General features: G+C 69.2%; 20 protein-coding genes. 9 read left to right on the top strand and 11 right to left on the bottom strand.

Annotated features, from left to right (window positions below; genetic code table 11):
* Nucleotides 1–172 precede the first annotated feature (172 nt).
* Nucleotides 173–382, top strand: a complete 210-nt coding sequence (locus ABMY26_RS18580; protein ID WP_372398657.1) for a hypothetical protein — start codon at nt 173–175, stop codon at nt 380–382.
* A gap of 25 nt (nt 383–407) precedes the next feature.
* Here ABMY26_RS18580 and pbpC read toward each other — a convergent pair whose 3' ends face one another.
* Both pbpC and ABMY26_RS18570 read right to left on the bottom strand, forming a co-directional pair.
* Nucleotides 408–2,483, bottom strand: a complete 2,076-nt coding sequence (gene pbpC, locus ABMY26_RS18575; RefSeq protein WP_372398656.1) for a penicillin-binding protein 1C — start codon at nt 2,481–2,483, stop codon at nt 408–410.
* An 18-nt stretch (nt 2,484–2,501) separates the two neighbouring features.
* Nucleotides 2,502–7,703: an MG2 domain-containing protein gene (locus ABMY26_RS18570; protein WP_372398655.1), complete on the bottom strand. Its 5,202-nt coding sequence runs from the start codon at nt 7,701–7,703 to the stop codon at nt 2,502–2,504.
* A 181-nt stretch (nt 7,704–7,884) separates the two neighbouring features.
* Between ABMY26_RS18570 and ABMY26_RS18565 the strand changes: the two genes are divergently transcribed.
* Nucleotides 7,885–8,304, top strand: coding sequence for a hypothetical protein (locus ABMY26_RS18565; protein ID WP_372398654.1), 420 nt, complete (start codon nt 7,885–7,887; stop codon nt 8,302–8,304).
* A gap of 59 nt (nt 8,305–8,363) precedes the next feature.
* Complete coding sequence (locus ABMY26_RS18560) at nt 8,364–9,731, top strand: PepSY-associated TM helix domain-containing protein (RefSeq protein WP_372398653.1); 1,368 nt, start codon at nt 8,364–8,366, stop codon at nt 9,729–9,731.
* 12 nt (nt 9,732–9,743) lie between these two features.
* Here the strand turns inward: ABMY26_RS18560 and ABMY26_RS18555 are convergent, their stop codons facing one another.
* The 3 genes from ABMY26_RS18555 to cutA form a co-directional block, all read right to left on the bottom strand.
* Nucleotides 9,744–10,643 carry a LysR family transcriptional regulator gene (locus ABMY26_RS18555; RefSeq protein ID WP_372398652.1) on the bottom strand — a complete coding sequence of 300 codons (900 nt, stop codon included), beginning with the start codon at nt 10,641–10,643 and terminating at the stop codon, nt 9,744–9,746.
* Nucleotides 10,640–11,884 carry a gephyrin-like molybdotransferase Glp gene (gene glp, locus ABMY26_RS18550; RefSeq protein ID WP_372398651.1) on the bottom strand — a complete coding sequence of 415 codons (1,245 nt, stop codon included), beginning with the start codon at nt 11,882–11,884 and terminating at the stop codon, nt 10,640–10,642. Before glp ends, ABMY26_RS18555 begins: the two co-directional genes overlap by 4 nt.
* Before the next feature lie 185 nt (nt 11,885–12,069).
* Nucleotides 12,070–12,450 carry a divalent-cation tolerance protein CutA gene (gene cutA / locus ABMY26_RS18545; protein ID WP_372398650.1) on the bottom strand — a complete coding sequence of 127 codons (381 nt, stop codon included), beginning with the start codon at nt 12,448–12,450 and terminating at the stop codon, nt 12,070–12,072.
* A gap of 127 nt (nt 12,451–12,577) precedes the next feature.
* On the opposite strand from cutA, the gene ABMY26_RS18540 reads away from it, so the two are divergent.
* The gene (locus ABMY26_RS18540; RefSeq protein ID WP_372398649.1) at nt 12,578–12,916 is read left to right on the top strand and encodes a hypothetical protein; all 339 of its coding nucleotides are present in this window, start codon (nt 12,578–12,580) and stop codon (nt 12,914–12,916) included.
* A gap of 30 nt (nt 12,917–12,946) precedes the next feature.
* Here the strand turns inward: ABMY26_RS18540 and ABMY26_RS18535 are convergent, their stop codons facing one another.
* The 3 genes from ABMY26_RS18535 to ABMY26_RS18525 all read right to left on the bottom strand — a co-directional run bounded on the left by ABMY26_RS18535 (nt 12,947) and on the right by ABMY26_RS18525 (nt 16,549).
* Nucleotides 12,947–14,188 carry a hybrid sensor histidine kinase/response regulator gene (locus tag ABMY26_RS18535; RefSeq protein ID WP_372398648.1) on the bottom strand — a complete coding sequence of 414 codons (1,242 nt, stop codon included), beginning with the start codon at nt 14,186–14,188 and terminating at the stop codon, nt 12,947–12,949.
* A gap of 288 nt (nt 14,189–14,476) precedes the next feature.
* On the bottom strand, nt 14,477–14,689 hold the full coding sequence (locus ABMY26_RS18530) for a DUF1127 domain-containing protein (RefSeq protein ID WP_372398647.1): 213 nt from the start codon (nt 14,687–14,689) through the stop codon (nt 14,477–14,479).
* Between the two features lie 141 nt (nt 14,690–14,830).
* Complete coding sequence (locus tag ABMY26_RS18525; protein ID WP_372398646.1) at nt 14,831–16,549, bottom strand: DUF563 domain-containing protein; 1,719 nt, start codon at nt 16,547–16,549, stop codon at nt 14,831–14,833.
* A gap of 334 nt (nt 16,550–16,883) precedes the next feature.
* On the opposite strand from ABMY26_RS18525, the gene ABMY26_RS18520 reads away from it, so the two are divergent.
* From ABMY26_RS18520 to ABMY26_RS18500, 5 genes are read left to right on the top strand one after another with little or no spacing between them, the layout of a single operon-like run.
* Complete coding sequence (locus tag ABMY26_RS18520) at nt 16,884–17,879, top strand: hypothetical protein (RefSeq protein WP_372398645.1); 996 nt, start codon at nt 16,884–16,886, stop codon at nt 17,877–17,879.
* A 33-nt stretch (nt 17,880–17,912) separates the two neighbouring features.
* On the top strand, nt 17,913–18,620 hold the full coding sequence (locus ABMY26_RS18515) for a methyltransferase domain-containing protein (RefSeq protein ID WP_372398644.1): 708 nt from the start codon (nt 17,913–17,915) through the stop codon (nt 18,618–18,620).
* A gap of 23 nt (nt 18,621–18,643) precedes the next feature.
* On the top strand, nt 18,644–19,852 hold the full coding sequence (locus ABMY26_RS18510) for a DegT/DnrJ/EryC1/StrS family aminotransferase (protein ID WP_372398643.1): 1,209 nt from the start codon (nt 18,644–18,646) through the stop codon (nt 19,850–19,852).
* Entirely contained in the window at nt 19,849–21,021 is a 1,173-nt protein-coding gene (locus ABMY26_RS18505) for a DegT/DnrJ/EryC1/StrS family aminotransferase (protein WP_372398642.1), read from the top strand. The genes ABMY26_RS18510 and ABMY26_RS18505 overlap by 4 nt, the downstream gene beginning before the upstream one ends.
* On the top strand, nt 21,018–21,734 hold the full coding sequence (locus ABMY26_RS18500; RefSeq protein WP_372398641.1) for a WbqC family protein: 717 nt from the start codon (nt 21,018–21,020) through the stop codon (nt 21,732–21,734). Before ABMY26_RS18505 ends, ABMY26_RS18500 begins: the two co-directional genes overlap by 4 nt.
* 148 nt (nt 21,735–21,882) lie before the next feature.
* On the opposite strand, the gene glpX is transcribed toward ABMY26_RS18500, so the two are convergent.
* The 3 genes from glpX to ABMY26_RS18485 all read right to left on the bottom strand — a co-directional run bounded on the left by glpX (nt 21,883) and on the right by ABMY26_RS18485 (nt 25,529).
* Nucleotides 21,883–22,884 carry a class II fructose-bisphosphatase gene (gene glpX / locus ABMY26_RS18495; RefSeq protein WP_245636644.1) on the bottom strand — a complete coding sequence of 334 codons (1,002 nt, stop codon included), beginning with the start codon at nt 22,882–22,884 and terminating at the stop codon, nt 21,883–21,885.
* Between the two features lie 66 nt (nt 22,885–22,950).
* Nucleotides 22,951–24,255 (bottom strand): homoserine dehydrogenase, encoded by a 1,305-nt coding sequence (locus ABMY26_RS18490; protein WP_372398640.1) that lies wholly within the window; start codon nt 24,253–24,255, stop codon nt 22,951–22,953.
* On the bottom strand, nt 24,255–25,529 hold the full coding sequence (locus ABMY26_RS18485; protein WP_372398639.1) for an LL-diaminopimelate aminotransferase: 1,275 nt from the start codon (nt 25,527–25,529) through the stop codon (nt 24,255–24,257). Before ABMY26_RS18485 ends, ABMY26_RS18490 begins: the two co-directional genes overlap by 1 nt.
* Nucleotides 25,530–25,780: the final 251 nt, after the last annotated feature.

Here is a 25,780-nt window from a genome sequence, read left to right as displayed (position 1 = left end):
TCCTGCCGGTTCACCAGTCTTTCCAGATAGGCCCTTCGTCCGGTCCGGTCAACCGCCTCCAACCGTCGCACAGGGCAGCTACCCATTCGGCCCTAGGCGTTTTCCCGAACATGGAACTGAAACAGTCCGCCCCTATATTGGCGCTCACTCGAAACCAGCAGAACCCTACGTCATGTCCGCCGCAAGCCGTCAAGCCCACCCCCCGCACACCGCGACCCGCCAGCTGCATTGCGCCTGCTGCGGCCGTCCCTTCGTCCGCCCGTCGATGCGGGGACCGGCGCCGCTCTACTGCTCGGTCGATTGCCAGAAGCAGATGAGGGTGCGCACGCGGGCATGGAGCCAGCGCGAGGACACCCCGTTCGGGCGCCGCCGCGCGTCGTAATCCCTCCCCCCTACCGTATCTCGGCCTACCGAATTTCGACGGTCGCGCTGTCGCTGCGGCCGTCGGCGTCCAGGACGGTGACGCGCACCACACCCGGCCCCTCGGGACGCCACACCACCTCGCGCGCGATGGCCGACCGGGCGATCCGCCGCCCGTCGATCAGCCAGGACAGCGGGCGCCGCCCGCCGCTGGCCGCCAGGGTCATCGGCTCGCCCTTGCCGTCCGGCCCCAACGCCTCCAGCACCATGTCGCTGACCGGGAAGGTCAGGCGCAGCCGGTCGGTCTGGCGCGGCCCGGCCAGTTCGACCTCGCCCGGCCGCAGCCGCCGCAGCAGCTCGGGCGGCGTCTCGTTGCGGATCGGGCCGGCGGGCCTGCCGCGGTCGGCGGGCAGCCGGTCGAACAGCTCGAACAGCAGCGGCGCCGCGGTGTTTCGTCCGTAATGGTCGGGGCTGGGCGTGCCGTCCGGCCGGCCGACCCAGACGCCCACCGTGTAGCGCCCGGTCACGCCGAAGGCCCAGGCGTCGCGGAAGCCATAGCTGGTGCCGGTCTTCAACGCCACCGGCCCGGCGCCGCGCAGCTCCTGCACCTGCACCACCCCCGGCGGCGGCGGCGACCCTTCCAGGATCGCCCGCACCTGCTGCGCCGCGCTGGCGGACAGCAGCCGGCGCTCCTCCCCGCCGCCCTCGCCCTCCCCCATCACCGCGCGCAGCGGCGCGACCACCCCGTCGCGCGCCAGCCCACTGTAGAGCATCGTGATGTCCCACAGGCTGACCGACGCCCCGCCCAGCGCCACCGGCAGCCCCGGCAGCAGGGAGCCGCGCGGCAGCACCAGCCGGGCACCGGCCCGCCGCAGCGCCTCGGAGAAGCGCAGCGGCCCGACGCGGTCGAGCACCAGCACCGCCGGCACGTTCAGCGAGCGTTGCAGCGCCTCCATCACCGTCAGGTCGCCGGTGAAGCTGCGGTCGAAGTTGCGCGGCGCCCAGTCGCCGAAACGGGTCGACACGTCGGCGATCTGGGTCAGCGGATGGATGATGCCGTCGTCGAAGCCGAGCCCGTAGATGAAGGGCTTCAGCGCCGACCCCGGCGAGCGCACCGCCCGCACCATGTCGATCGGTCCCTGCCGCGTCTCGTCCAGCGCGTCGGGGCTGCCGAGATAGGCCAGCACCGAGCGGTCGCGGTTGTCGACCACCAGCACCGCCAGCCCGGCCCGCGGGTTCAGCGTCTCCGCCGTCCGCCGGGCCAGCGCCTCCACCGCCTGCTGCAGGGTGCCGTCGATGGTGCTGGCGATCACCGCCCGGCCGGGATGGGCATGGCGCAGCCGGTCGGCCAGATGCGGGGCCGAGGCCGGCTGGGCCAGCCGCGCCGCCGGCACCGGCTCGGTCTTGGCTTCGGCCACCGCCTTGGGCGGCAGCGCGCCGGCCTCCGCCACCCGGTCCAGCACCTTGTCGCGCGCCGCCCGCGCCCGCTCCGGATAGCGGTCGGGACGCAGGCGCGACGGCGATTGCGGCAGCGACACCAGCAGCGCCGCCTCCGCCGCGTCGAGCTCGATGGGCGGCTTGCCCAGCAGCATCAGCGAGGCGGCGCGGATCCCCTCGATGTTGCCGCCATAAGGGGCCAGCGTCAGATACATGCCGAGGATGTCGCGCTTGGTGTAGCGCCATTCCAGCTGCGCCGCCCGCAGCGCCTCGACCAGCTTGGCGCCCAGGGTGCGCGGCCGCGGCTCCAGCAGGCGGGCGACCTGCATGGTGATGGTCGAGGCGCCGGACACCACCCGGCCGGCGCCGAGATTCTGCGCGGCGGCCCGCAGCACCGCCAGCGGATCGACGCCGGCATGGCTCTCGAACCGGCGGTCCTCATAGGCCAGCAGCAGCTCGACGAACAGCGGCGACACGTCGTCCACCGTCGCCGGCAGCCGCCACGCCCCCGCCCCGTTGGTGAAGACGCGCAGCGGCTGGCCCTTGCGGTCGGTGACGCTCACCGACAGGTCGGCCAGCCGGTCGAGCGGCGGCGGGAACAGCCGGTCGAGCGCCAGCGCCATCCCGCCCAGCAGGGCGAGACCCGCCGCCGCGACTCCCAGCCGCCGTCCCCAGGGCCGCTTCACCCACCTCCGCCCCAATCGTCACTCCGCCGGATGGACCGTGATCCGCCCGGTGGTCTGGCGGGCGAAGAAGCGCGGCTTGTACATGTCCTCCATGGTCGCTCCCGGCAGCTCGTAGGTGCCGGGGGTGATGGCGCGGACCAGGAAGGCCAGCTTGAAGCTCTGCTGCTCCTCGGTCAGGTCGACCGCGGCGACATAGCGGTCGTCGCGCGCCTCGCTGGTCCGGGTGTAGCTGAGCTCGCCCAGCCACTGCATCTCCTCCGGGGTGCCGCCGCCCAGCTTCGCGTTCTCGATCTCCCAGCCGGCCGGCAGCGCGTGGGTCACGATGCCCTGATGGAACAGCTTGGTGTTGGCCTCGCCCTCCAGCACGACGACGAACACGTCGTTCTGCCTGATGGTGTCGAGGTTCAGCACCTCGCCCTTGCGGGTGAAGAAGTTGCGCTTGATGCGCAGTCCCTCGCGCGCCGCCGGCTGCGGCGCCACCGGCACGCCGGACAGCGACACCGCCTGCCACACCGCCGCCTTGCCCGAGTTGGCGACCGGAATGCCGGCCTTCAGCTGCGCGAGCGTCGGGGTCAGGTCGACCCGCGACCCGTCGCGCCGGGTGCCGCCCAGCGTCACCTCGACCTTGGCCGGCGCCCCGCGCAGCAGCGCGTCGGCGGCCAGCACCGACCACGCCTTCTCCTGGGTGTTGGTGCGGTTGGCGGCGGTGGCCGAGGCCGGCAGCCGGTCGATCAGGGCCGGGATGCGGTTGCCGGCCATGTCGACCTCGGTCATCAGCACCACCAGCGCCGCGGCGTCGCGGACGGTGGAGCCGTAATCGACGTGCCAGTCCTCGCGCGCCAGATGGCCGACCGCGCTGTCGAAGGCGCTGGCCGCCCGCTCCCGGTCGCCCATGCGGGCGAGCGCAGCGCCGAGCTGCCCCTTGGCCAGCGGGGTCGGCAGCTTCTCCAGCGCGGTGTCGTGCAGGTAGCGCGCCGGCCCCGGCAGCGACACCCCGGCAAGCGCCAGCGTGTGCAGGGCATAGGCGCGCACCGCCAGCTCCCCCGGCTCGGACGCGCTGGAGATGGCGCGCTGGCGCAGCCAGGACAGCGCGTCGGCCAGCGGCTTGTCCGGCACCGCCTCGCCCTTCTGCTTGGCGCGCACCAGGAACTCGGTGGCGTAGGCGCTGAGCCAGCCGTCGGCCTCGTCATGCGCGCCCCACAGCCCGAAGGCGCCGTCGAAGCGCTGCTTGTCCATCGTGCGCGAGATCGCCTGCTGGACCCGCAGCTCCAGCCCGTCGTCGGGCTTGCGGTCCCGGCCCAGCGCCAGTTCCACGTCGCGCACCGACAGCAGCGGCCACGCGCGGCTGACCGTCTGCTCCAGGCAGCCGAACGGATAGCGGTCGAGCGCCCGCAGGATACCGCCGACATCGAAGGGCGGCGCGGTGGTGAAGCTGGCCGACCAGCTGGTCGTCCCCGGCAGATAGGCGGCGAGGTCGGCCCCGTCGAAGCGGACGCTGTCGCCCGGCGCGATCTGGCGGGTGACGAACTGTGTCTCCACCGAGCGGGCCGGACGGACGGTGATGCCGTACTCGTGGCTCAGCGCCAGGTTTTCCGGCCCCTTCACCGCGACGGTGACATGGCCGATGCCGGCGGCGACGCCCTTCAGCGGCACCACCAGGGTCTTGCGCTCGCCCTTGGCCAGCGGCACCGACAGGCTGCCGCCCTCCACCGACACCGCGTCCTGCGCGGTGACGGCGACGTCGTAGGTGCCGGCCGCCGCCTCGACATTGTGCAGCGACAGCGTCACCCGGCTGTCGTCGCCGGGGGCGAGGAAGCGCGGGAAGATCGCGTCGGCGACCAGCGGGTCGCGCACCGTCACCGGGCCGGCCGCCGAGCCGACCCGGCCGCGGCTGTAGGCGACCGCCATCAACCGCAGCTCGCCGTTGAAGTCGGGCACGTCGAAGCCGATGCGGGCAGTGCCGTCGGCCCCGACCTTGACCGGCCCCTGGAACAGCGACACCACGGTGAAGGGCACCACCGGCAGGCCGGCGCCGCTGGAATCGCCGCCCTGGCGCATGGCGCCATAGGGGCCGTCCAGCGGGTCGATCAGCCGGCCGTAATCGTCTCGGATGTCCAGCCCCAGCCGGCGCTTGCCGAAATAGTGCTTCTCCGGCTGCGGGCTGGCGAAATCGGTCAGCCGCAGGATGCCCTCGTCCACCGCGGCCAGCGTGACATAGGTGTCTTCAAGAGAACCGCCGCTGGCGGCAGCCACCTTGACGCCGACCTCCAGCCGGCTGCGCGGGCGCAGCACCTGCGGCGCGTCGAGCGCCACGTCGAGCGTGCGCACCGACGGGTCGATGCCGACCCAGGCGACGCCCATCGCCCGCACCGGCTGGCGTTCCCGCCCCTTGACCGGCGGGCGGTAGGCGGTGGCGGTGACGTAGGCGCCCGGACCCCAGCCGGCATCCACCGGGATCTCGACCGTGGTGCCGCCGGCCGGGACCGACAGGGTGCGCACGTCGAAGATGCGGTCGGTCGCCACCGTCACCAGCAGCTCGCCGGCGAAGGGCGGCGCCACGCGGATGCGGGCGGTCTCGCCCGGCTTGTAGGATTGCCGGTCGGTCGAGACCTCCAGCTTGTCGGGAATGCTGGCGGTGTCGTCGCCGCTCGCCCAGCCGGAATGGAAGCGGTAGGAGCTGGCGACACCCGCCGCCCTGTCCGTCACCTCCAGCCGGTAGCGGCCGAACTCGCGCTTGCCGAGCGCGACCTCCGCCGGCTTGTCGGCCCCGACATCGACGCTGCCCGAGGCCAGCGGCACGTCGCGCACCGTGGCGCTGTAGCTGTAGCGGCCGTCGCGGCGGTACCAGACGAAGGACACCCGCTCCTCGACCAGTTCCCACTTGATGCCGGGCTTGGCGATGGCGCTGCCGTCCGGCGCCACGGCGACCAGATCGAAGGCGGCCTCGCTCCCCTCGCCGATGCGCCCATCGGAGAAGCGCGGGCGCAATCCCAGCGCATGGGTCTTCGGCCGCACCGGCACCGACACCGACTTGCGAACCGGGCGCCCGCCCGGCTCCGACAGGGTGACGCGGATGTCGGCACGCAGCGGCTTGCTGGTGTCGGGCACCTCGGGCAGGGTCACGGCGATGCGCGACACGCCCTTGTCGTCGGTGGTCGGGAATTCCAGCGGGTCGAGCCGCTCGGTCGGGTTGTCCTGCAGCCGGCCGAAGCGATAGTCCTTGAAGGCCGGATAGGGCATCGGGTCGGTCTTCAGCGCCACCTCGGCGGTGCCGTCCAGCCCGGCGGCGGGCGGGCCGTAGAGGAAGCGGCCCTCGGCCGTCACCTCGAAGGGCTGGCCCGGCACCAGGATCGGCGCGCCGGCCGTCAGCTCGAGCGCCAGCTTGATCGGCACGAAATCCTCGACCTGGAACTCGCCGCGGCCGATCGGCTCGCCCTTGGGATCGCTGTAGACCAGCACCTCCCAGCCGCCGAGCGGCGCGGTGCGGGTCAGGGTCAGCGGCAGGAAGAAGCCGCCGGCCTCGCGGCCCTTCAGCGCGCCGCTGTAATATTCGGTGCCGCTGGGGCGCATGATCTTCACCGTCAGCGGGAAATCCTCCACCGCCTCGGTCTTGTCGTCGCGCAGCAGGATCGACAGGTTGACCGTCTCGCCCTGGCGGTAGACGCCGCGGTCGGCATAGACGAAGGCATCCATCGGCCCGGGCGCCGGACGCCCGCCGACCCCGCGGTCGCTGAGGTCGAAGGCGGCGCCGGTCAGATCCTGCATGGCGAAATCGGTGCCGAGATAGGCCATCGCCATCTCGGGCGCGTTGCCGCCGGTCTTCAGCAGGCCGGGCGCGAAGCGGGCGCGGCCGAACTCGTCGGTCTTGACGCGGGCCAGCTCGGAATTGTTGCGGGCGACCAGCGCCACCTCCACCCCCGGAAGCGGCTTGGCCGTGCCGAAGGAGCGGGCGAAGACGGTCAGCCCGTCGGCGCCGCGGACGCTGGTCAGCCCGATGTCGGACAGCAGCACCCATTGCGTCGCCAGCGCCTCCCAGCGATCCGCCTCCTCGAGGTCTTGCGGACGGGCGGTGACGACATAGAGGCCGGGCTTCGGATCGTCGCCCACCGCCTGCCGGAAGGGGATCGCGGCGGTGACGTCGCGGTTGCGCTCGCCCTTGACGTCCAGCGAGCCTTTCCACACCTGCTCGCCATTCTCCTCGGCCAGCCGCTCGGCGGAATAGCCGGTCAGCTCGCTGAAGATGCTGCCGTCATACTTGTTCGACACCAGCGCCCGGTCGGCGATGCGGTAGACCGCCACGTCGAGCCGGTCGGTGTTGACGCTGACCACCGGGATGCCGTCGCTGCCGGTGCGCGGCAGGATGTAGGCGGAACCGCGGAAGGCCGCCATCGACGGCCGGTCGGGCACCCGCAGCCGCTGCGTCTCGTCGGCCTTCAGCGCCACCCCGTCCTCGCCCGGCAGGCCCTGGCGCAGGGTGACGGTGTAGCCGTTGCCGTGGCTGACGCCGCGCAGGCACAGGTTGTTCCCGCGCACCTCGATGGCGGTCTTGGTCGGCGGCTCGACCCGGACGTAATCGTCGAAGCGCACGCCCTGCCTGTTGCTCAGCGGGGCGGAGAACTGGAAGCAGGCGCGCGGGCTGCTGCCCTCCGGGTTGACGTTGACGGCCGTCAGCGCCAGCCCGGCCTTGCGGCGCATGGCGGCAAAGCGCTCCTCCAGCTTGGGCGCCTGGGTGTCGAGCGTCGCCGCCTCCAGCTTCGGCGCCAGCTCGCGGATCGAGGCCAGCGCCTTCACCGCCTCGTCGGGCTTGCCGAACGCCTCGTCCATCAGGGTGGCGAGGCGCCAGAGGATGGCGACGCGCTCCTCGTCCTTCGGGTTGAACTGGCCGGCCATCACCGCGCTCTGCAGCGCGCGGTCGCGGTTGGGCGGAGTCGCAGCCATCCAGGCGGAGCTCAGCTCCAGCCACAGCGAGGGCGAGCCGCCGCCCTGGGTGACCGCCTTCTCGTAATTCTGGATGGCGCCGGCCATGTCCTTGCGGTCGCGGGCGGCGCGCGCCTGCTTCAGCAGGTCGGCGATGACCTGGGGCTTGGGCTGCGGCGGCGACTTCAGCAGCAGGCCGTTGGCGTAGGCGGTGGCGTCGGACAGCGCCCCCGGCGGTGTGTAGTCGGCCCGGACCGGACCGGCCGCGACGGCCATCGCCACCAGCACCCAGAGGAGCGTCAAAAGCCGTGTCATCATATCGCCTTACCACCGGAAACGGGATGCTCCGTTTATAGCGCCGATAATCGGGGGCTGGCGATATGGCGAACCGCCGATGTTCCGTTCGGCCATGGCGAGGCTTGTCCGCCCGGAAGGGATCGGGTAACGATCCACCCGTTCGAGGCTGCGCGACGATCACGACCCGATGCTGGCCCATTGCCGCAGGTTTCAGGAACGCTGGGGGCTGGCGCTTGCGCTCGCGCTGACCCTCAGCCTGCTCCTGCGCCTTGCCGCACCCGCTGCGGGCGCCGCCGACCGTGACGGCTATGTCGCGATCTGCACCGGCAGCGAGCTCGTCTATCTGCCGGCAGACCCGGACGGCCTTCCCCTGGCGGACGGCCGCCTGCCGGCGGATCGGGACACCGACAAGCAGCAGTTCGCCCCCCTTCACCTGCCCTGCAACTGGCTCGGCCAGTACGTCGCCCTGCTGCCCGCCTTGCAGGCGCTCGTCCTGCCGATGGGGCCGACGCAGCCGGGGCAGTCGCCGAAACCGGCCGACATCCACCGGCCGGCCGACCTGAAGCCCTTCCAGTCCCAGGCCCCGCCATCCGGTCGCACGCCGTAGGCACCGAACCGCCCGCCTGCCGGGCGATCCGTCTCACGACGACCGAATGGATTCACCTGATGACCAGAACCACGCAAGGCGGAGCGATCGGCTCCGCCCTTTACCGCGCCCTGTGGCGCTGGCACTTCTTCGCCGGGCTGATCTGCGCGCCCATCGTCATCCTGCTCGCCGTCACCGGCTCCATCTACCTGTTCAAGGACGAGATCAACGACCGGCTGCACCGCGACCTGCGCATCGTCGCCCCGCAAGGCACCGAGCGGCTGGCGCCGTCCGCCCTGGTGGCGAAGGCCCTGGACGCCCATCCGGGCACCCTCAAGGGCTATGCCCCGCCCGAGGCGCCCGACCGGGCCGCCGGGGTGCAGATCCTCGGCGCCGACGGCCTCAAGGACACGGTCTATGTCGATCCCTACAGCGGCCGGGTGCTGGGCAGCCTGTGGGACGGCGGCGCCGCCGGATCGCCGTCGATGTATGTGGTGCGCAAGCTGCACAGCCTGAAATACGCCGGCTGGTTCGCCGAACGCATCGTCGAGGGGGTCGCCGGCTGGATGGTGCTGATGACCGCGTCGGGCATCTATCTGTGGTGGCCCCGCAATCGGAGCGGCGCCCAGAAGGGCGGAGTCGTCACCGTGCGCGGCCGGCCGGGCACGCGCCTGTTCTGGCGCGACCTGCATGCCGTCACCGGCATCTTCGTCAGCGTCTTCATCGTCTTCCTGGCGATGACCGGCCTGCCCTGGTCGGGCTATTGGGGCAAGACCTTCTACAACGTCGCCTATGCGGTCGGCATGGGCATGCCTGACGGCTATTGGGACAAGTATCCGGTCTCCACCGTGCCGCTGAAGGACACCGTCGACCGCGCGCCCTGGATCGTCGAGAACCAGCCGACGCCGCTCTCCACGACCGCCGCCGGGGTTCCGGCGACGCTCGACGAGGTTGTGCGGACGCTGGACGGGCTGGGGATGGCGCCGGGCTACGCCGTCGTCGTTCCCGGCAGGCCGGACGGCGTCTTCACCGCCTCGGTCTATCCCGACGACATCACCAGGGAGCGGGTGGTCCATCTCGACCAGTATTCCGGAAAGGTGCTGTTCGACATGCAGCTGAAGGATCTGGGCCTGTTCGGCAGGCTGGCCGAATGGGGGGTCAGCATCCATATGGGCCAGGCATTCGGGCTGGCGAACCAGCTGGTCCTGCTCGCCTCGCTGGTGGCGATGGTCGGTCTGGTGGTGTCGGGACTGGCGATGTGGTGGAAGCGCCGCCCGGCCGGCAGCCTGGGCGCGCCGCGCCTTCCGGCCGGCACGGCGGCGCCGTGGGGGCTGGTGGCCATCACGGTCGCCGCCGGCCTGTTCTTCCCGATGGTGGGGATTTCGATGCTCGCCTTCGCCGCGATCGAGGCCGCCGCCTACGGCATGCGCGCGCTGCGCACCGCGTAGGCCCTCCTCCCGTCAGGAAGAGGCCGGAGCCGCCTCAACCGCCAGCCTCACGAACGCCCGTTCGGCGATGCTGCGGTAGCGGTCGCGGTGGCGCACCAGATGGAAGGGCCGGGCCGGCAGCTCCAGCCCTTCCAGCGCGACGATGCGTCCCGCCGCCAGATCCTCGGCGACGATCAGGTCGGACAGCACGCTGGCGCCCAGCCCGGCCAGCAGCGCGGCGCGGATCACCCCGCCGCCCGGCAGCGTCATCGCCACGTCCAGCCCGCCCGGATCGAGCCCGGCGGCGCGCAGCGCCGACTCGAACAGCGCGCGGGTGCCGGACCCGGATTCGCGCAGGATCCAGCGCCCGGCCGCCATATCCGTCACCCCGACCCGCCCCAGCGCCGCCCAGGGATGCCGGCCGCCCACCACCAGCCGCAGCCGGTCGCCGGCGATCGGCTCGCTCACCAGCGCCGGGTCGGACACCGCCCCCTCGGCGATGCCCAGCTCGGCGCTGCCGTCGCGCACCGCCTCTGCCACCTGCTCGGTGTTGCCGATCGACAGGTCGATGCGGATGCCGGGATGGGCCTCGGCGAAGCGCAGCAGGCGCGGCGGCAGCCAATGGTTGCCGACCGTCTGGCTCGCCGCCAGCCGCAGGGTGCCGCGCGACAGGCCCGACAGCTCGGCCAGCATCGTCCCGGCCTCCTCCACCTTCGCCAGGATGGCGCGGGCCTCGCGCCGGAGCAGGTGGCCGGCGGCGGTCAGCTCGACCCGCCGGCCGATGCGGTCGAACAGGCGCAGCCCATGCTCGGCCTCCAGCGCGGCGACGGCGGCGCTGACCGCCGGCTGCGACAGGTGCAGCGTCTCCGCCGCCCGGGTGAAGTGCAGCGCGTCGGCCACCGCGGCGAAGATGCGCAGCTGCTCCAGCGTCACGCGAACAGGCCGGTGAAGGGGAGGAAATCCACCAGATCGCCGGGATTCACCGCGGTCGCCTCGGCCGGCATGTCGACCAGCCCGTCGGCCTCGACCATCGAGGTCAGCACGCCGGAGCTGTTGCTGGGGAACTTGATCGCCACCGGGCGGCCATCCTCGCCACGCTCCAGCCGGGCGCGCAGGAACTCGCGGCGGCCGGGCTTCTTGGCGAAGGAGAATCCGGCGACCACCAGGCTGCGCGGCGTGGCGATGCTCTCCGCGCCCGACAGCCGCAGCACCAGCGGCCTTCCGACCAGCAGGAAGGTCACCATCGCCGACACCGGGTTGCCGGGCAGCCCCAGGAAGGGCGTGTCGCCGACCCGGCCCAGCGCCAGCGGCTTGCCGGGCTTGATCGCCAGCGTCCACAGGTCGATGGAGCCCAGCGCGTTGACCGCCGCCTTGACATGGTCCTCCTCGCCGACCGACACGCCGCCGCTGGTGACGATCAGGTCGGCGGTGCCGGCGGCCTCGGCCAGCGCGGCGCGGGTGGCGTCGGGCCGGTCGGGCAGGATGCCGAGATCCCGCACCTCCACCCCCAGCGCGTCGAGCTGCGCCGCCAGCGTGTAGCGGTTGGCGTCGTAGATGGCATGGGCGGGCTTCGGCGTCCCCGGCTCGCGCAGTTCGTCGCCGGTGGAGAACAGCACCACGCTCAGCCGCTTGCGCACCGTCAGGGCGGCGCGGCCGACCGCGGCAGCCAGCCCGACCTCCTGCGCGCGCAGCCGCTGGCCCGGATGCAGCACGACCGAGCCGGCCGTCATGTCCTCGCCCGCCAGGCGCAGGTTGGCGCCGCGCTTCAGCCCGGCCGGCACCAGCACGCCGCCATCCTCGGCCCGGCAATCCTCCTGCATCGCCACGCTGTCGACCCCTGCGGGGACCGGCGCACCGGTGAAGATGCGCACCGCCTGCCCAGGCCCGACCACGCCGTCGAAGACCGACCCGGCCGGCACCCGTCCGACGACCTCCAGCCGCCGGAAGCCGGCCTCACCGCCGGCCTCCGCGGCAAAGGCCCAGCCGTCCATCGCCGAGACGTCGGCCGGCGGCACGTTGACCGGGGCCGTCACCTGTTCCGCCAGCACCCGGCCGAGCGCCCGGCGCAACGGCACCTCCTCCGTCCCGGTCACCGCGCCATAGCCCTGGACGACGCGGCCGACTGCCTCGTCGAGCGACAGGGGGGTGGGGCCGTGTGCGGAGCAATCGTCCATGATCTCACTATCCTTATCCGAGGGTTCGGCCAAGTCGCTGGTTCTGTAGGAGCCGCTGGTTCGGTACGGATATCACGGCGGCCGGCCGTTGGTTTATCTACACCCGAACAGCAGCGCGCGGCGTTGATCGGCGTCAAGGGAGTGTTGCAGGCTTTTCATATCCCGCACCCCGGACCTGCCGTCCCTCACGCGGTTTCCGCCCGCAGCCAGTCCAGATAGGCCGGGTTGCCGCGGCCGACCGCCAGTTCCACCACGCAGGGCGTGTCGTAGCTGTGCAGGTCGCGCACCCGGCCGGCCAGCCGGTCGAACAGGCCGGCGCGGGTCTTGGCGATCAGCACCGCCTCCTCCGCCTGCTCCACCGCGCCGTTCCAGCGATAGACCGAGGTCATGCCGCCCAGCACATTGGCGCAGGCGGCCAGCCGCTCCTCCACCAGGATGCGGCCGATGCGCAGCGCCTCCTCCCTGGATCCGGCGGTGATGTAGGCGAAGACAAGATCCTCGGCCCCAGCGTTGGCCCCAGCGTTGGCCCCAGCCTTGGCCACGGTGTCGGGAATGGTGTCGGGCATGGGAAAACCGCCTCCTTATTCGATGCACCCTCGGACGCTTTCGCGTAGGATGCCCGCACTTTGCCACAGCCCCCGCCGGGGCGGGCAAGCCCCAGTCCGATCCCGCATCCGCAAGAGTCGTCCGTTCATGGCCAAGTCCCGCCGTTCCCCCTCCCGCAGCACTCCGTCCGACGCCCAGGGGGCATGGCTGCGGCGCGGGCTGGACCAGCCGGGCGGCAAGCTGCCGCTGTTCGACGAGCGCGGCCAGCGTGTCAAGAAGACGACGGTCGAGGCCTGCCTGAAGGCCGGCTGGGCCGAGCGCTGGTTCGACAACCCGCTGAAGCCCGATTGGCTGGTCTGTCGCCTGACCGAGGGCGGCCGTGCCGCGCTGGAGGGCCATGGCAGCGCCGATGCCGCATCCACCGGCGATACGGCGGAGACGATGGGCGAGTCCGGCCACGACGCCCGCCAGGGTGCGCTGATCTGAACTGAGGGAAGGCGTCCTGCTGCGCCGGGCCTACTGCGCCGCCTGGATTGTGTCTTCGCTGGCATCGCGCAACTGTCGATCGATTTCGGCCTGGAGCTGGCGCGGCGTCACCGGCTTGTGCAGGACCGGGACGCCATGGGCCGAGGCGTCGGCCAGCGTGTCGATCCCGGTCTCCCCGGTCAGGATCAGGGCGGGAACCTCCGCCCCGTAGCGCTCGCGCACGCGCCGGATCACCTCGGTGCCGACCCGCCCCTCGCGCAGCCGGTAATCGGCGATGACGAGGTCGGGCGCCCGGCCCAGCGCGGCCAGCCGGTCCATCGCCCGGTCGGTGCCGTCGGCGGCCACGACGCGGAATCCCCATTCGGTCAGCACCGTCTGCAAGCCCAGCAGCACCACCGCGTCGTCATCGACCAGCACCGCCAGCCGCGGCCGGTCGATGCCCGGCTGCCGCTCCGCCCCGCCGGTCCCCGCCGCGAGAAAGCGGGCGGGCGCCAGCGGCACCAGCACGCGGAAGGCGGAGCCCCTCCCCTGCACCGACCGAACCTGGACCGGATGGTCGAGCAGCTGCGACAGCCGCCGGACGATGGCCAGCCCCAGCCCAAGCCCGCGCAGCCGGTCGCGTTCCGGATTGCCGACCTGATGGAACTCCTCGAAGATGCGGTCGAGATGGTCGGGCGGGATGCCGATGCCGGTGTCCTGCACCTCGATCGCCAGCTGGCCGGCCTCCGGCCCGCCGCCATCCTGTCCGCTGCCGCTGCTGCTGCCGCCGTCCGCCCGGCAGCGGATGCGGATGACGCCCGCATCGGTGTAGCGCAGCGCGTTGTCGACCAGATTGCACAGCAGCTGCATCAGCAGGCCGCGGTCGCTGCGCAGCACGCCGTCGCAGCCCTCCACCCGCCAGACCAGGCCCTTTTCCGCCGCCCGCTTGCCATAGGCGGCGTCGAGCGCATCGGTGATCTCGCTGACCGCGAAGGTTTCCAGCACCGGCGTCACCACCCCGGCCTCCAGCCGCGACACCTCCAGCAACCCGTCCAGCAGCCCCTTCATGGTGTCCAGCCCCTGGTCGAGCCGGGACAGCAGGTCGCGCCCGCCGTGGTCGCCGACATGGCGGGCCAGGGCGGCGGACAGGAAGAACAGGGCCTGCAAGGGCTGGCGGAGATCGTGGCTGGCGGCGGCAAGGAACTTCGACTTCGCGAGGTTTGCCCGCTCGGCTTCCTCCCGGGCGGCATCGCGCTCCGCTTCCAGCGACTGAAGGCGATGAATGAGACTCATGCGACCACGGCTCTCACGGAGGATGGGGTTCCCGAAGGCGCCCCGTTTCCATTTTCAAACAGAACCGGGGTTAATATTAAACTTCATTAACCATACCCATGCTGCAACGCGCAACCCTTCCCATGCATATGTGCCGCATGGGCAGGGTCCATGAAGAAAAGGTCAATGCCTGCACATATGCGAAAGCCCCGGTTCAGGTCCGGGGCTCTCCGCATTCGGTACTCGAATGGTGCGGTGCGGCAAACGTCTTGGGCAAACCTTTCGACAGGCCCTCCAACAGACGCCCCATCAGACGCTGCGACGGACCGCGTTGTGAATCTCGCCCCGGGTCAGGCCGATATCGGACAGTTCGACATCGGACATATGGTTCAGCTCACTTTCCGCGCGGCGAAGTTCAATCCGCTCGCGGGCCCAATGAACGACACGCTGAAAGAGGGAGACTTGCTTGGTTCCAACGCCGAACAATTCGCCGGACGTCGAGTGCATCGAAGAGTAGGCCATGTTGATCTCCTGTTTCCCGGATCGATTACATGGCCCTATTTTGCCTTTTGCAGCCGCGAAATCAACGGCCCAGCCCTTGCAGCACGGCGTCGGCAGACCTGCACGAATGCGATTCCGCTACGCGTACGAACGATCAGGGCTCTATAGCCCGATCCGTTGCAGCCCTTCCCGCAGACGCTCCAGCGGAATGGTGAAGGCAGCATGCTTGTCGACCGGGTCGCCGTCGGTTCCGCACAGGAAATGCGGCTCGTAGCCGAGCGCGCGCATCGGTCCGTAGAAGCCGTTGACGCTGAACAGGTGGGCCTGGTTCAGGACCAGCAGCTTGACCGACGGATCCGCGAAGATCAGGTTCAACAGCACAGACCCGCTCGGCGAAACGATGGCCTCGGCTTCCTGGAACAGGCGAACCTGATCGGCGAAGCTGTGTTCCTCGGGATGAACGACCTCGAATCCGAGCGCGCGGAGATGATCCGCGATCTCCGCATCGTTTTGAAGGTACCGCCACTGCCGCTTGCCGCGTGACAGGTACAGGCGCCGGTTGCGAACCCCGGCCGGCGGCAGCCGGGCCAGGATCCGGTCACGCAGGAAACGGAAGCACCGAGGGGAGAAGGGGCCCTGCTCGTGGGTCGGGATCTCGTTATCCGCGAACCAGAAGACCGGAAAGAAGGATGGCGGCGGTGCGATCACAAGGCGGCGGCACCGCAACCCACGGTCGGGCGGCAGGCGCAGGATCTCGTTGTCGACCAGAAGACGCAGATACTCGAACTGGCTCTCCGGCATCTCCGCATCGACGACGATCGGCAGCGCCGCAAAGGCGGGATGTTCGACAAGGACGGCGAGACGGCACAGGAACTCAGGCACCCAATGCCCGAAATGATGTGCCGCCCCACCCGACAGCAGGATCGCCGCGTCGATTTCGCCGATCTCATAGCGCTGCCGGTCGATCAGGATACGGTCGCCGCTCCGTTTCACCACCGCTTTGTCGTGGAAGAAGGCGACCAGATGGCCGAACCGGGCATCGGTGGCCACGTCGTTGAGAATGGCGCCGTCAGCCGTCAGCACCATGTCGGACTTCGCCATCACCGTCGCATCGGGCACGGTGCAGACATAGGGACGGTAGCCGCGGACCGTTCCCTTGAAGAGGGGCACCGGCAAGCCGCCGATCATCCGCGGATCCTCGACCGGAATGTCCTCGCACGCATCGGTGAAGTCTGGCGCCACGCCGTTCCGCTCCGCCCAGTCCATCACCGGGAGGAGCGGGCCGCAGCGAAATCCCAACTCCCGCGCCTGCGCGTCATCCAGGCATCCGGCTTCCAACAGCAGGGTCGCCCATGTCCGCTTGATCTCATCCGGCGAAACGCCCGATTGTGCGGCGAGATTCATCAGCTCCGCATACACGCTGCGACCGAAATCGACGCCCTGTACCGCCACCACCGCTTCCAGCAGGCGGCTTGCCGTCGAAGCGTCGAAACGGAGCTTCAAGGCCGCCAGGAAGGCAGCCGTGGCATCGGCGGGTCGCCCGAGCCCTTGGAGAGACAGCCCAAGAAAAAAATACGCGCTGTGGCTCCTCTTCTCCAGCTTTACGGCATGCGACAGGATCTCCACCGCATTTTCAAAATCCCTGCCGACCTGCTCGCCGACTTTCCGACCGCTTCGTGCCGATCTGTCACGCTCATCGGCAGCCCTGCGGTACAAGAACTCCCCGGCCACCGTGGCCCCCCAGGGATCGTCGGGAAAATCGTTCAGATACGCCTGCAATTTAGCTGGGAAAATCCCCGTCTGAATATATGGCAACAAGCCGATGATTTCAGCCTTCCGCGCGTCCTTGTCAGCGATGGAGGGCATGTCCAGTCCGATCATCCATTGTCCCTTCTGCCTCATAAACCCAGCGTCGGTCGCCCTTCAGGATTCTACCGAAAATTATGAACTGAACCGCTCGGAATTTCCTGAAAGTAAAAAATCGAATAAACGAACAACCAAAGGTTATTATTTAAGTTTCCTGGAATATTTATATCGGTATAAGAATGAATATTGCTCCGCATGATATAATAATTTCTATTCCGCTTATGGGCTTTTTGTAGCATTTAATAGGGAATCTATTCGTCCGCGTCCATGGATGCGTAGATCGCAGAATGCCACCTCGACAGGAGGGAATCGTAAATGATCAATGATTACAACGGCGTATGCCGCTGAAATGCATTGGATCATCCATATCGGCGCACCCAAGACCGGCTCGACCGCAATTCAGCGCTTCCTGCATGAAAACAGGGACCGGCTTGAAACCCTGGGCGTCCTGTACCCGGATGTCAGCCTGCGGGGCTACGGCCATCACGACCTCGCCTTCCTGCTCGGCGGCGGCTATCCGGCCTGGGCGACCCCGCAGGACCTTCCTCTCTCCGAATTGGGAGAAGCGTTGCGGAACGCCGTGAGGACGGCCGGTGTGGAAACGGTCCTGCTCAGCAGCGAGAACTTCTACCTGTATCCGGCACCGTCGGCGCTTCGCGGCCTGCTGCGGTCGGCCGGACTTTCCGCGGAGGACCGCATCTCCGTCGTCTGCTACCTGCGCCGCCAGGACGAGGCGCATGTCTCCTGGTACAACCAGACCGTCAAGGCCCAGGGCAACCATATCGATTTCACCGCGAGCATGAGGCGGGACCATGGGCTTTGGGATTATGCCGAGCGCCTGAAGCCGTGGCAGGCCGAATTCGGCGCCCAGTCGATCATGCTGCGCGACTATGGCGCGACGTCGGCGGACGACGTGCTGACGGATTTTCTGGCCGCCATCGGTTTCTCGCACGCGTCGTTCGACCTTCCGCCGATCCGGCCGAACGGGCGGATCAACCGCGACCTCCTGGATTTCCAGCGCCTGGTCAATCGCCTGCCGCTGAAGGTCGTGCAGAAGAGGCGCTTTCACAAGCAGTTGATCGCGCTCACCGAAGCGACCGCCGACAGCGGCCTCTTCGACGACACGCCGTTGCTGTCGCCGTCAGGACGGGCTGCCCTGCTGGAAAGCTACGGCGCCTCCAACACCCTGGTCGCCCGGACCTTCCTGAACCGGGAGGAGCTGTTTCCTGCCGCCGCACCCGCTGCCGAACCGGCGCCCGCCAGGGCCGCGGGGAAGAGGAGAGGTCTGACCGCGGCGAAGCTGGCGGCGATCGTCCGCTGGCTGGCGGTGCAACGCCTGCCGTGACTCCACACACATCAATCCGCGTTCGAGGCCGCCATGTCATCCGATAGCAGTCGCTACAAGTTCAAGCACCATCCGGAAACCTGCGATCCGGAGGATTACTGGGGACAGGTGAAGCGCACCGTCAACGGCAAGCCGGTCTCGCCCGAACAGATCGGGCTGATCGTCGACAGCATCAGGGACGGCCTGCAACTCGGTTCCGACGATGTCCTCCTCGACCTCTGCTGCGGCAACGGTGCGTTGACGAGCCATCTGTTCGACGGGTGCGCCGGCGGCCTCGGGGTCGATTATTCCGAATTCCTGATCGAGGTCGCGAACCGCCGCTTTTCCCGCAACCCATCGGAGCGCTATCTGCTGGCCGATGCCCTCGACTATGTGTTGAACGGGCAGAATCCCGGCGAGTTCACCAAGGTCCTTTGTTACGGCGCCTTCCCCTATTTCGGCCCGGATGCCGCCCGCTCGATGCTGCGCGGACTGAACCGGCGGTTCGGGCGGGTCACCCATCTCTATCTGGGCCAATTGCCCGACAAGTCGCGCATCGGCCGCTTCTTCACCGACCGCGATCCCGCGCCGGGGGAAGCGGACGATCCGGGCTCGCTGCTCGGCCTCTGGCGCACGCCCGACGAGTTGGCTGCCCTGGCGGAGGACGCCGGCTGGACCGCAAGGCCGATACACCAGCCGGACCGGTTCTTTGCGTCGCATTACCGCTTCGATGCGGTCCTGACCCGCCGTCGAGCAGGATGACGATGCCTTACGGATCAGCACCGATGGACGCCGGCAGCCCTGCGGATCTCGCACTGTTCGGCGGGAGGCCGCTGTTCGCGCAGGCGCGTGCGACCGGCCAGCTCGCCAACCGCGACCCGGAGCGCTTCTTCACCCTGGCATCCGGTGCCTTCGAACGGCGCTGGCTGACCAACCAGGGACCGCTGGTGCAGGAGTTGGAGGAGAGGCTGTCCCGCCTGCATGGAACGGCCCATTGCATCGCCTTCGCCAATGCCTGCTTCGCCCTGATGCTGGCGCTGCGCAGCGTGGCGAAGCCCGGGGCGCGCAAGGTGATCCTGCCGTCGCTGACCTTCCGGGGGCTGCCGCACCTGATCCGCTGGGCCGGTCTCGAGCCCGACTATTGCGACGTGGATCCGGTGCGCCACACCCTCGCCCCCGGAAGCCTGGCCGAGCGGATCGGTCCCGACACCGCCGCCGTTCTGGCGGTGGACAACGTCAACGCCCTCTGCGACATCGATGAGATCGAACGCATCGCGGCGGCGGCCGGCGTCCCGGTGCTGCTCGACTGCGTCTATGGGGTCGGCGGCTCCCATGGCGCGCAACCCGTCGGGACCCGGGGGCTGGCTTCGGTCTTCAGCCTGCACGCGACGAAGCTGATCAACGGTTTCGAAGGCGGCTATCTCACCACCGACGACGAGGCCCTGGCGCAGGATCTGCGCCGGCAGCGGAATTTCGGCTTCGCCGAAGACGGCACGGTGCGTCAGGTCGGGCTGAACGCCAAGCTCAACGAACTCCACGCCGCACTCGCCCTGTCGAACCTTCCCCACCTGGACAGCATCATGGCCGACAATCTCCGGCGTTTCGATGCCTACAGGACGGGCTTCGCCGGCATTCCCTGGGTGTCCTTCGCCGATTACAGCCGGTCGCCCGGAAACTACTGCCTGGTCCTGCTGGAGATCCTGCCGGAAGCGCCTTACAGCCGCGACGAGCTCGTCCGCATCCTGCGGGCGGAGAACGCGCTCGTCCGCCCCTATTATTCCCCGCCGCTGCATCGCGCGGACGCCCTCTTCCGCCCGGCCGACGCGCCGATGGCGGAGCTTCCCGTATCGGACCGCCTGAGCGGACGCTTCATCCAGATGCCGGTCGGCGACACGATGTCGACCGACGACATCGCCGGGCTGGCACGGCTGTTCGCTCTCCTGGATCGTCACGCGCCCACACTTGTCGACCACCTGCGGAGTCAAGCCCGATGACCGGCTCTCCCCCCCGCGACGATCCGGAGAGCGGCAAGCCGCTGCATGTGGGCCAGTTGAACCTGCCCGCGGAGGATGCCTTCCACAAGGCGTTCGGCGAGCTGTTCGACCGTCGCTTCTTCGCGAATCACGGGCCGCTGGAACAGCAGCTGGACCGGGAACTGGCGCTCCGCTTCGGCACGCGCCATGCGGTGAGCGTGGTGAACGCGACCGTGGCGCTCATGCTGGCATTGCGGGCGCTCGATCTCCAGGGCGAGGTGATCGTTCCGGCCTTCACCTTCCCGGCGACCGTCCAGGCCGTGGACTGGGCCGGGCTGAAGCCGGTCTTCTGCGACGTCGATCCGCACAGCCAGACCTTGACCGCGCAGACGGTGGCCCCTCGGATCGGTCCGGCGACGGCGGCGATCCTCGGCGTGCATGTCTGGGGACGCGCCTGCGATCCGGACGGATTGGCGGAGCTGAGCCGGCGGCACGGCCTGAAGCTGCTGTTCGACGCGGCCCATGCGGTGGGGGCCGGCTTCCGCGGCCGGCCGATCGGCGGCTTCGGCGATGCGGAGGTCTTCTCCTTCCACGCCACCAAGATCCTCAACGGGGTCGAAGGCGGCTGCATCGCGACGAACGACGACGATCTCGCCGCACGCTTGCGCAGGATGCGCAGTTTCCATGAGGCGGACGACGGAGTCACCAGGCTCTACCGCCTGAATGCCAAGATGTCGGAAGCCCAGGCCGCCATGGCTCTGCTCGGGTTGCGCGACCTGGACGGGCTGATCGGGCAGAACCGCCGGCGTTACGAACGGTACCGCCAGGAACTCGACGGCATTCCCGGGGTCCGTTTCGTCGATTATGCAGGGGATGAAGCCAGCAATTACCAGTTCATCGTCCTGTCGGTCGAGCCGGCGGCATCGCCGCTGTCCCGGGACATGCTGCTCGACCGGCTGCGGTCCCGGCAAATCCTGGCAAGACGCTATTTCCATCCCGGCATGCACCGCACCCCTCCCTATTGCGACGACGGCATCCCCGACCTTCCGGTAACCGAACGGCTGTGCAGCAGCCTGATCCAGTTGCCGACCGGCCAGCTGGTGACAGATCGCGACATCGAAACGATCTGCGCCGTCATAAGGGAGGCAGCCGGCATGGACGGCGCTGCGGCGCCGAAGGGAAGCGCATGACGACGCTCGGCATCATGCAGCCCTATTTCTTTCCCTATCTTGGGTATTACCAGCTCATCCTCGCAACCGACCGCTGGATCGTGTTCGACGTGGTGAAATACGGCAAGAAAAGCTGGATGAACCGGAACCGGATCCTTCATCCGAATGGTGGCTGGCAATATGTGAGCGTGCCGGTCCATGCCGACCACGACACGCCGATCGGCGCGGTGGAGATGGTCGACGCCCCGGCTGCGGAGCGGCGGATCCTGGGCCAGATCGAGCATTACCGGGGCAAGGCGCCGTTCTTCCACACGGTCCGCGACCTGGTGGCGGAGAGCTTCGCCACCACGAAGAGCAACCGGCTGCGCGACCTGAACATCAGATCGCTCGCGGTGGTCTGCGACCATCTCGGCATCCGGTTCGACTGGAGCATCTGTTCGGAAATGGCGCTCGACCTGCCGGCGATCGACCATGCGGGACAATGGGCGCTGGAGATCAGCGATGCCGTGGGAGCCGAACGCTACGTCAATCCGCCGGGCGGCCGCCCGATCTTCTCGCCGCAGGATTGGAAGGACCGGGGAATAGACCTGCGGTTCCTTGAACCGCAACCGATGATCTACGACTGTCCACCCTATGGGCCGGTGGAGAACCTGTCGATTCTCGATGTCCTGATGTGGAACGACGCGGAAACCGTCGCCGGCCATCTTCGGAACACGGTGACGCTGGCCGACTGATGCCTCCGGCAGGCGGCCGCAGGAAGCCGGCCTTAATCGGCCCGGCATGGGCTGCCGCTAAGAAAAGGGCGCGCGGGATCGTCTCCCGCGCGCCCTATCCCTGTCCACGGACCGTTCGGCCCTGCATGCAGGGCCGGCGGCGAGGCCGTTACTTCACGCTGACCTTGCGCGACAGGTTGTGGTGTGCCTCGATGTAGCGGACGGTGCCCGACTTGGAGCGCATGATCACCGAATGGGTGTAGGCGCCGCCGGGGAAGCGGCGGACGCCCTTCAGCATGGCGCCGTCGGTGACGCCGGTGGCGGCGAACATGACGTTGCCACGCGCCAGCTCGTGCAGGCTGTACTTCTTGTCGAGGTCGGTGACGCCCCACTTGGCGGCGCGGGCCTTCTCGTCGTCGTTGCGGAACAGCAGACGGCCCTGGAACTGGCCGCCGATGCAGCGCAGCGCCGCCGCGGCCAGCACGCCTTCCGGCGCACCGCCCGAGCCGACATACATGTCGACGCCGGTGCCGGCCTGGCTGGTGGCGATGACGCCCGACACGTCGCCGTCATTGATCAGCATGATGCGGGCGCCGGCTTCGCGGACGCGGGCGATCAGCTCGGCATGGCGCGGACGGTTCAGGATGCAGACCAGCAGCTCCTCGACGTCGGTGCCCTTGGCCGCGGCCAGCGCCTTCAGGTTGTTGGCCGGGGTCTCGTCCAGGTCGACGACATTGTCCGGCAGGCCGGCGCCGACGGCGATCTTGTCCATGTAGACGTCGGGGGCGTTCAGGAAGCCGCCCTCCTCCGCCATGGCGATGACGGCCAGCGAGTTCGGGCCGCCGGTGGCGCAGATGGTGGTGCCTTCCAGCGGATCGAGCGCGATGTCGACCTTCGGGCCGGAGCCGATGCCGGCGCCGACCTTCTCGCCGATGTAGAGCATCGGGGCCTCGTCGCGCTCACCCTCGCCGATCACGACGGTGCCGTCGATGTAGAGCGTGTTGAGCGCCTGGCGCATGGCGTCGACCGCGGCCTGGTCGGCCAGCTTCTCGTCGCCGCGGCCCATCAGCAGCGAGGCCGACAGGGCGGCGGCCTCGGTCACGCGGACGGCCTCCAGGGCGAGGTTGCGGTCCATGTGGGACAGGTCGACATGCGTAGACGGCGTAGACATCTTGTGCTCCCCCAGACTCTTCGGTCGTATCAGGCAGTCATTGGTATGGGTGGGAAACGGCTTCGATCAGAACTGTTCGATCCGGATCATCCGCGGCGGCTCCAGCACGCTGTCGCTGGCCGCGATGGTCGCAAGCGCGCGCTGCATGGCCGCCTCGTCGGTGTCATGGGTGGTGAGGACAACCGGCACGCCGGAGTCCGGCGACCGGCCGCGCTGCAGGAACTGCTCCATGGAGACGTCCTGGTCGCGCATCGCCGCCGCGACATCCGCTATCACACCGGGGCGGTCCACCACCATCAGGCGGACGTAGTAAGACCCACGGCGCGCCTCCATCGGCGACGGCATCGCCGCGCCCAGCCGGTCGGCGGGGACGCCGAAGGTCGGGGTCGAGCGTCCGCGGGCGATGTCGATCAGGTCGGCGACCACCGCCGACGCGGTCGGGCCGGCACCGGCGCCGCGGCCGACGAACAGCACGCGGTCGGCGAAGTCGGCCTGGGCCACCACGGCGTTGAACACGCCGTCGACCGAGGCGATGGGGGCGGTCTTCGGCACCATGCAGGGATGCACCCGCTGCTCGATGCCGGCGGCGGTGCGCCGGGCGATGCCCAGCAGCTTGATGCGGAAGCCCAGCTGGTCGGCATAGTCGAAATCGACCGCCGACACCTGCCGGATGCCCTCGATATAGACGGACGGGAAATCGACCGGGGTGCCGAAGGCGACCGAGGCCAGGATCGCCAGCTTGTGCGCCGCGTCCACCCCGTCGATGTCGAAGCTCGGATCCGCCTCGGCATAGCCCAGAGCCTGCGCGTCGGCCAGCACGTCCGCGAAATCGCGGCCGGTGGTCCGCATCTCGGTCAGGATGTAGTTGCAGGTGCCGTTGAGGATGCCGTGGATCTCCGACACCGCATTGGCGGCCAGCCCCTCGCGCAGCCCCTTGATGATCGGGATGCCGCCGGCCACCGCCGCCTCGAAGGCGACGGTCAGGCCTTTGGCTTCGGCCTTGCGGGCGATCTCCGTGCCATGGACGGCCAGCAGCGCCTTGTTGGCGGTGACGACATGCTTGCCGGTCTCGATGGCGGTGGCGACGGTGTCGCGCGCCGGGCCTTCCGAGCCGCCGATCAGCTCGACCACCAGATCGGCGCCGCTTTCCGCCGCCAGGGCGACCGGATCGTCGAACCACTGCACCTGCGACAGATCGACGCCGCGGTCCTTGCCGCGGGAGCGGGCGCTGACCGCGACCACCTCGATGCGGCGGCCGCAGCGCTGTTCGATCAACGAAGCTTGGGCGTCCAGCAGCTTCAGGACGCCGGCGCCGACCGTACCGAGGCCGGCGACGGCGATTTTCAGGGGGGCTTGCTGGGCGTTCGGCATCAGGCTTTCGCTTTCTCGGAATCCAGGAGGGCGGCGCGGGCCGCGGGGTCCTTGCTCGCCGCGACGCCGCCGGCGTTGGAGCGGAAGAACTCCTTGATGTTGCGGGTCGCCTGGCGGATGCGGTGGACATTCTCCACCATCGCCAGACGGACATGGCCGTCGCCATACTCGCCGAAGCCGATGCCGGGGGCCACCGCCACCTCCGCCTGCTGCAGCAGCAGCTTGGAGAATTCCAGCGAGCCCAGATGGGCGAACTGCGGCGGGATCGGCGCCCAGGCGAACATCGACGCCGTCGGGCTGGGGACCTCCCAGCCGGCGGCGGCCAGCCCCTCGATCATCACGTCGCGGCGCTGCTTGTACATCTCGCGCACCTGCAGCACGCAGTCCTGCGGACCGTTCAGCGCGGCGGCGGCGGCGACCTGGATCGGCGTGAAGGCGCCATAGTCCAGGTACGACTTGATGCGGGCCAGCGCGGTGATCAGCGTCTTGTTGCCGGTGGCGAAGCCGATGCGCCAGCCGGCCATCGAATAGGTCTTCGACATCGAGGTGAATTCCACCGCGATCTCGCGCGCTTCCGGGATCTCCAGGATCGAGGGCGGCGGCTGGTCGTCGAAGAAGATCTCGGCATAGGCCAGATCGGACAGGATGTAGATGCCGTGCTTGCGGCAGAACTCGACGATCGGGCGGTAGAAATCCAGCCCGACCACCTCGGCCGTCGGGTTGGACGGGTAGTTCAGCACCAGCGCCAGCGGCTTGGGCACGCTGTGGCGCACCGCACGCTCCAGCATGATCATGAAGCTGTCGATGTCGGTCGAGGCGCCGTTCTCCATGCCCACCGGCAGGTGGCGCACCGAGGCGCCGGCCAGGATGAAGCCGAAGGGATGGATCGGGTAGCTCGGATTCGGCACCAGGATGATGTCGCCCGGGCTGGTGATCGCCTGGGCGAGGTTGGCCAGCCCCTCCTTCGAGCCGATGGTGACGATGCACTCGGTCTCGGGATCGACGTCGACGTTGAAGCGGCGCTTGTAATACGCGGCATGGGCCTTGCGCAGGCCGGGGATGCCGCGGGAGTTCGAGTAGCGGTGCGTCTTCGGATCGCGCACGGCCTCGACCAGCTTGTCGACGATGTGCTGCGGGGTCGCCTGGTCGGGATTGCCCATGCCGAGGTCGACGATGTCGGCGCCATTGGCCCTAGCTCGTGCCTTCATCGCGTTCACTTCGGCGAAGACGTAGGGCGGCAGGCGCTTGATGCGATGGAATTCGGTGTTGGACATGGACGCTCCGGAAGACCGCTCCGGTCACGCCACGAACCCAATTGACCAGCGGACCGGGATTGACGTTCTACCGCCGCGACGCGACGGAAGCGAGGCAAATTTCGCGCGCCGCGTCCCCCTCGCCCGGCAGCCGGTGAAACGAGGGTCGTCCCTGACTGGCCATAATGCCTTGAACTTTAGTATGGATATTTTCTATTTTAGCTCTTTCGTACTAAGCCTTAGGTTTCGCCCTTGGGCGTCCTCCCTGTCGT

This window comes from Azospirillum sp. HJ39, assembly GCF_041507355.1.
Taxonomy (GTDB): domain Bacteria; phylum Pseudomonadota; class Alphaproteobacteria; order Azospirillales; family Azospirillaceae; genus Azospirillum; species Azospirillum thiophilum.
This window is presented reverse-complemented; position numbering and strand designations above follow the sequence as displayed.

Excerpts from the sequence above, each read along its gene's own strand:
- ABMY26_RS18510 (WP_372398643.1), top strand. The coding sequence starts at position 18,644 with ATGGACGCCGGCAGCCCTGCGGATCTCGCACTGTTCGGCGGGAGGCCG.
- ABMY26_RS18560 (WP_372398653.1), top strand. The coding sequence starts at position 8,364 with ATGACCAGAACCACGCAAGGCGGAGCGATCGGCTCCGCCCTTTACCGC.
- ABMY26_RS18565 (WP_372398654.1), top strand. The coding sequence starts at position 7,885 with ATGCTGGCCCATTGCCGCAGGTTTCAGGAACGCTGGGGGCTGGCGCTT.
- ABMY26_RS18520 (WP_372398645.1), top strand. The coding sequence starts at position 16,884 with ATGCATTGGATCATCCATATCGGCGCACCCAAGACCGGCTCGACCGCA.
- ABMY26_RS18530 (WP_372398647.1), bottom strand. The coding sequence starts at position 14,689 with ATGGCCTACTCTTCGATGCACTCGACGTCCGGCGAATTGTTCGGCGTT.
- ABMY26_RS18540 (WP_372398649.1), top strand. The coding sequence starts at position 12,578 with ATGGCCAAGTCCCGCCGTTCCCCCTCCCGCAGCACTCCGTCCGACGCC.
- ABMY26_RS18505 (WP_372398642.1), top strand. The coding sequence starts at position 19,849 with ATGACCGGCTCTCCCCCCCGCGACGATCCGGAGAGCGGCAAGCCGCTG.
- ABMY26_RS18580 (WP_372398657.1), top strand. The coding sequence starts at position 173 with ATGTCCGCCGCAAGCCGTCAAGCCCACCCCCCGCACACCGCGACCCGC.
- ABMY26_RS18535 (WP_372398648.1), bottom strand. The coding sequence starts at position 14,188 with ATGAGTCTCATTCATCGCCTTCAGTCGCTGGAAGCGGAGCGCGATGCC.
- glp (WP_372398651.1), bottom strand. The coding sequence starts at position 11,884 with ATGGACGATTGCTCCGCACACGGCCCCACCCCCCTGTCGCTCGACGAG.
- ABMY26_RS18485 (WP_372398639.1), bottom strand. The coding sequence starts at position 25,529 with ATGTCCAACACCGAATTCCATCGCATCAAGCGCCTGCCGCCCTACGTC.
- glpX (WP_245636644.1), bottom strand. The coding sequence starts at position 22,884 with ATGTCTACGCCGTCTACGCATGTCGACCTGTCCCACATGGACCGCAAC.
- ABMY26_RS18515 (WP_372398644.1), top strand. The coding sequence starts at position 17,913 with ATGTCATCCGATAGCAGTCGCTACAAGTTCAAGCACCATCCGGAAACC.
- cutA (WP_372398650.1), bottom strand. The coding sequence starts at position 12,450 with ATGCCCGACACCATTCCCGACACCGTGGCCAAGGCTGGGGCCAACGCT.
- ABMY26_RS18490 (WP_372398640.1), bottom strand. The coding sequence starts at position 24,255 with ATGCCGAACGCCCAGCAAGCCCCCCTGAAAATCGCCGTCGCCGGCCTC.
- ABMY26_RS18525 (WP_372398646.1), bottom strand. The coding sequence starts at position 16,549 with ATGATCGGACTGGACATGCCCTCCATCGCTGACAAGGACGCGCGGAAG.
- ABMY26_RS18500 (WP_372398641.1), top strand. The coding sequence starts at position 21,018 with ATGACGACGCTCGGCATCATGCAGCCCTATTTCTTTCCCTATCTTGGG.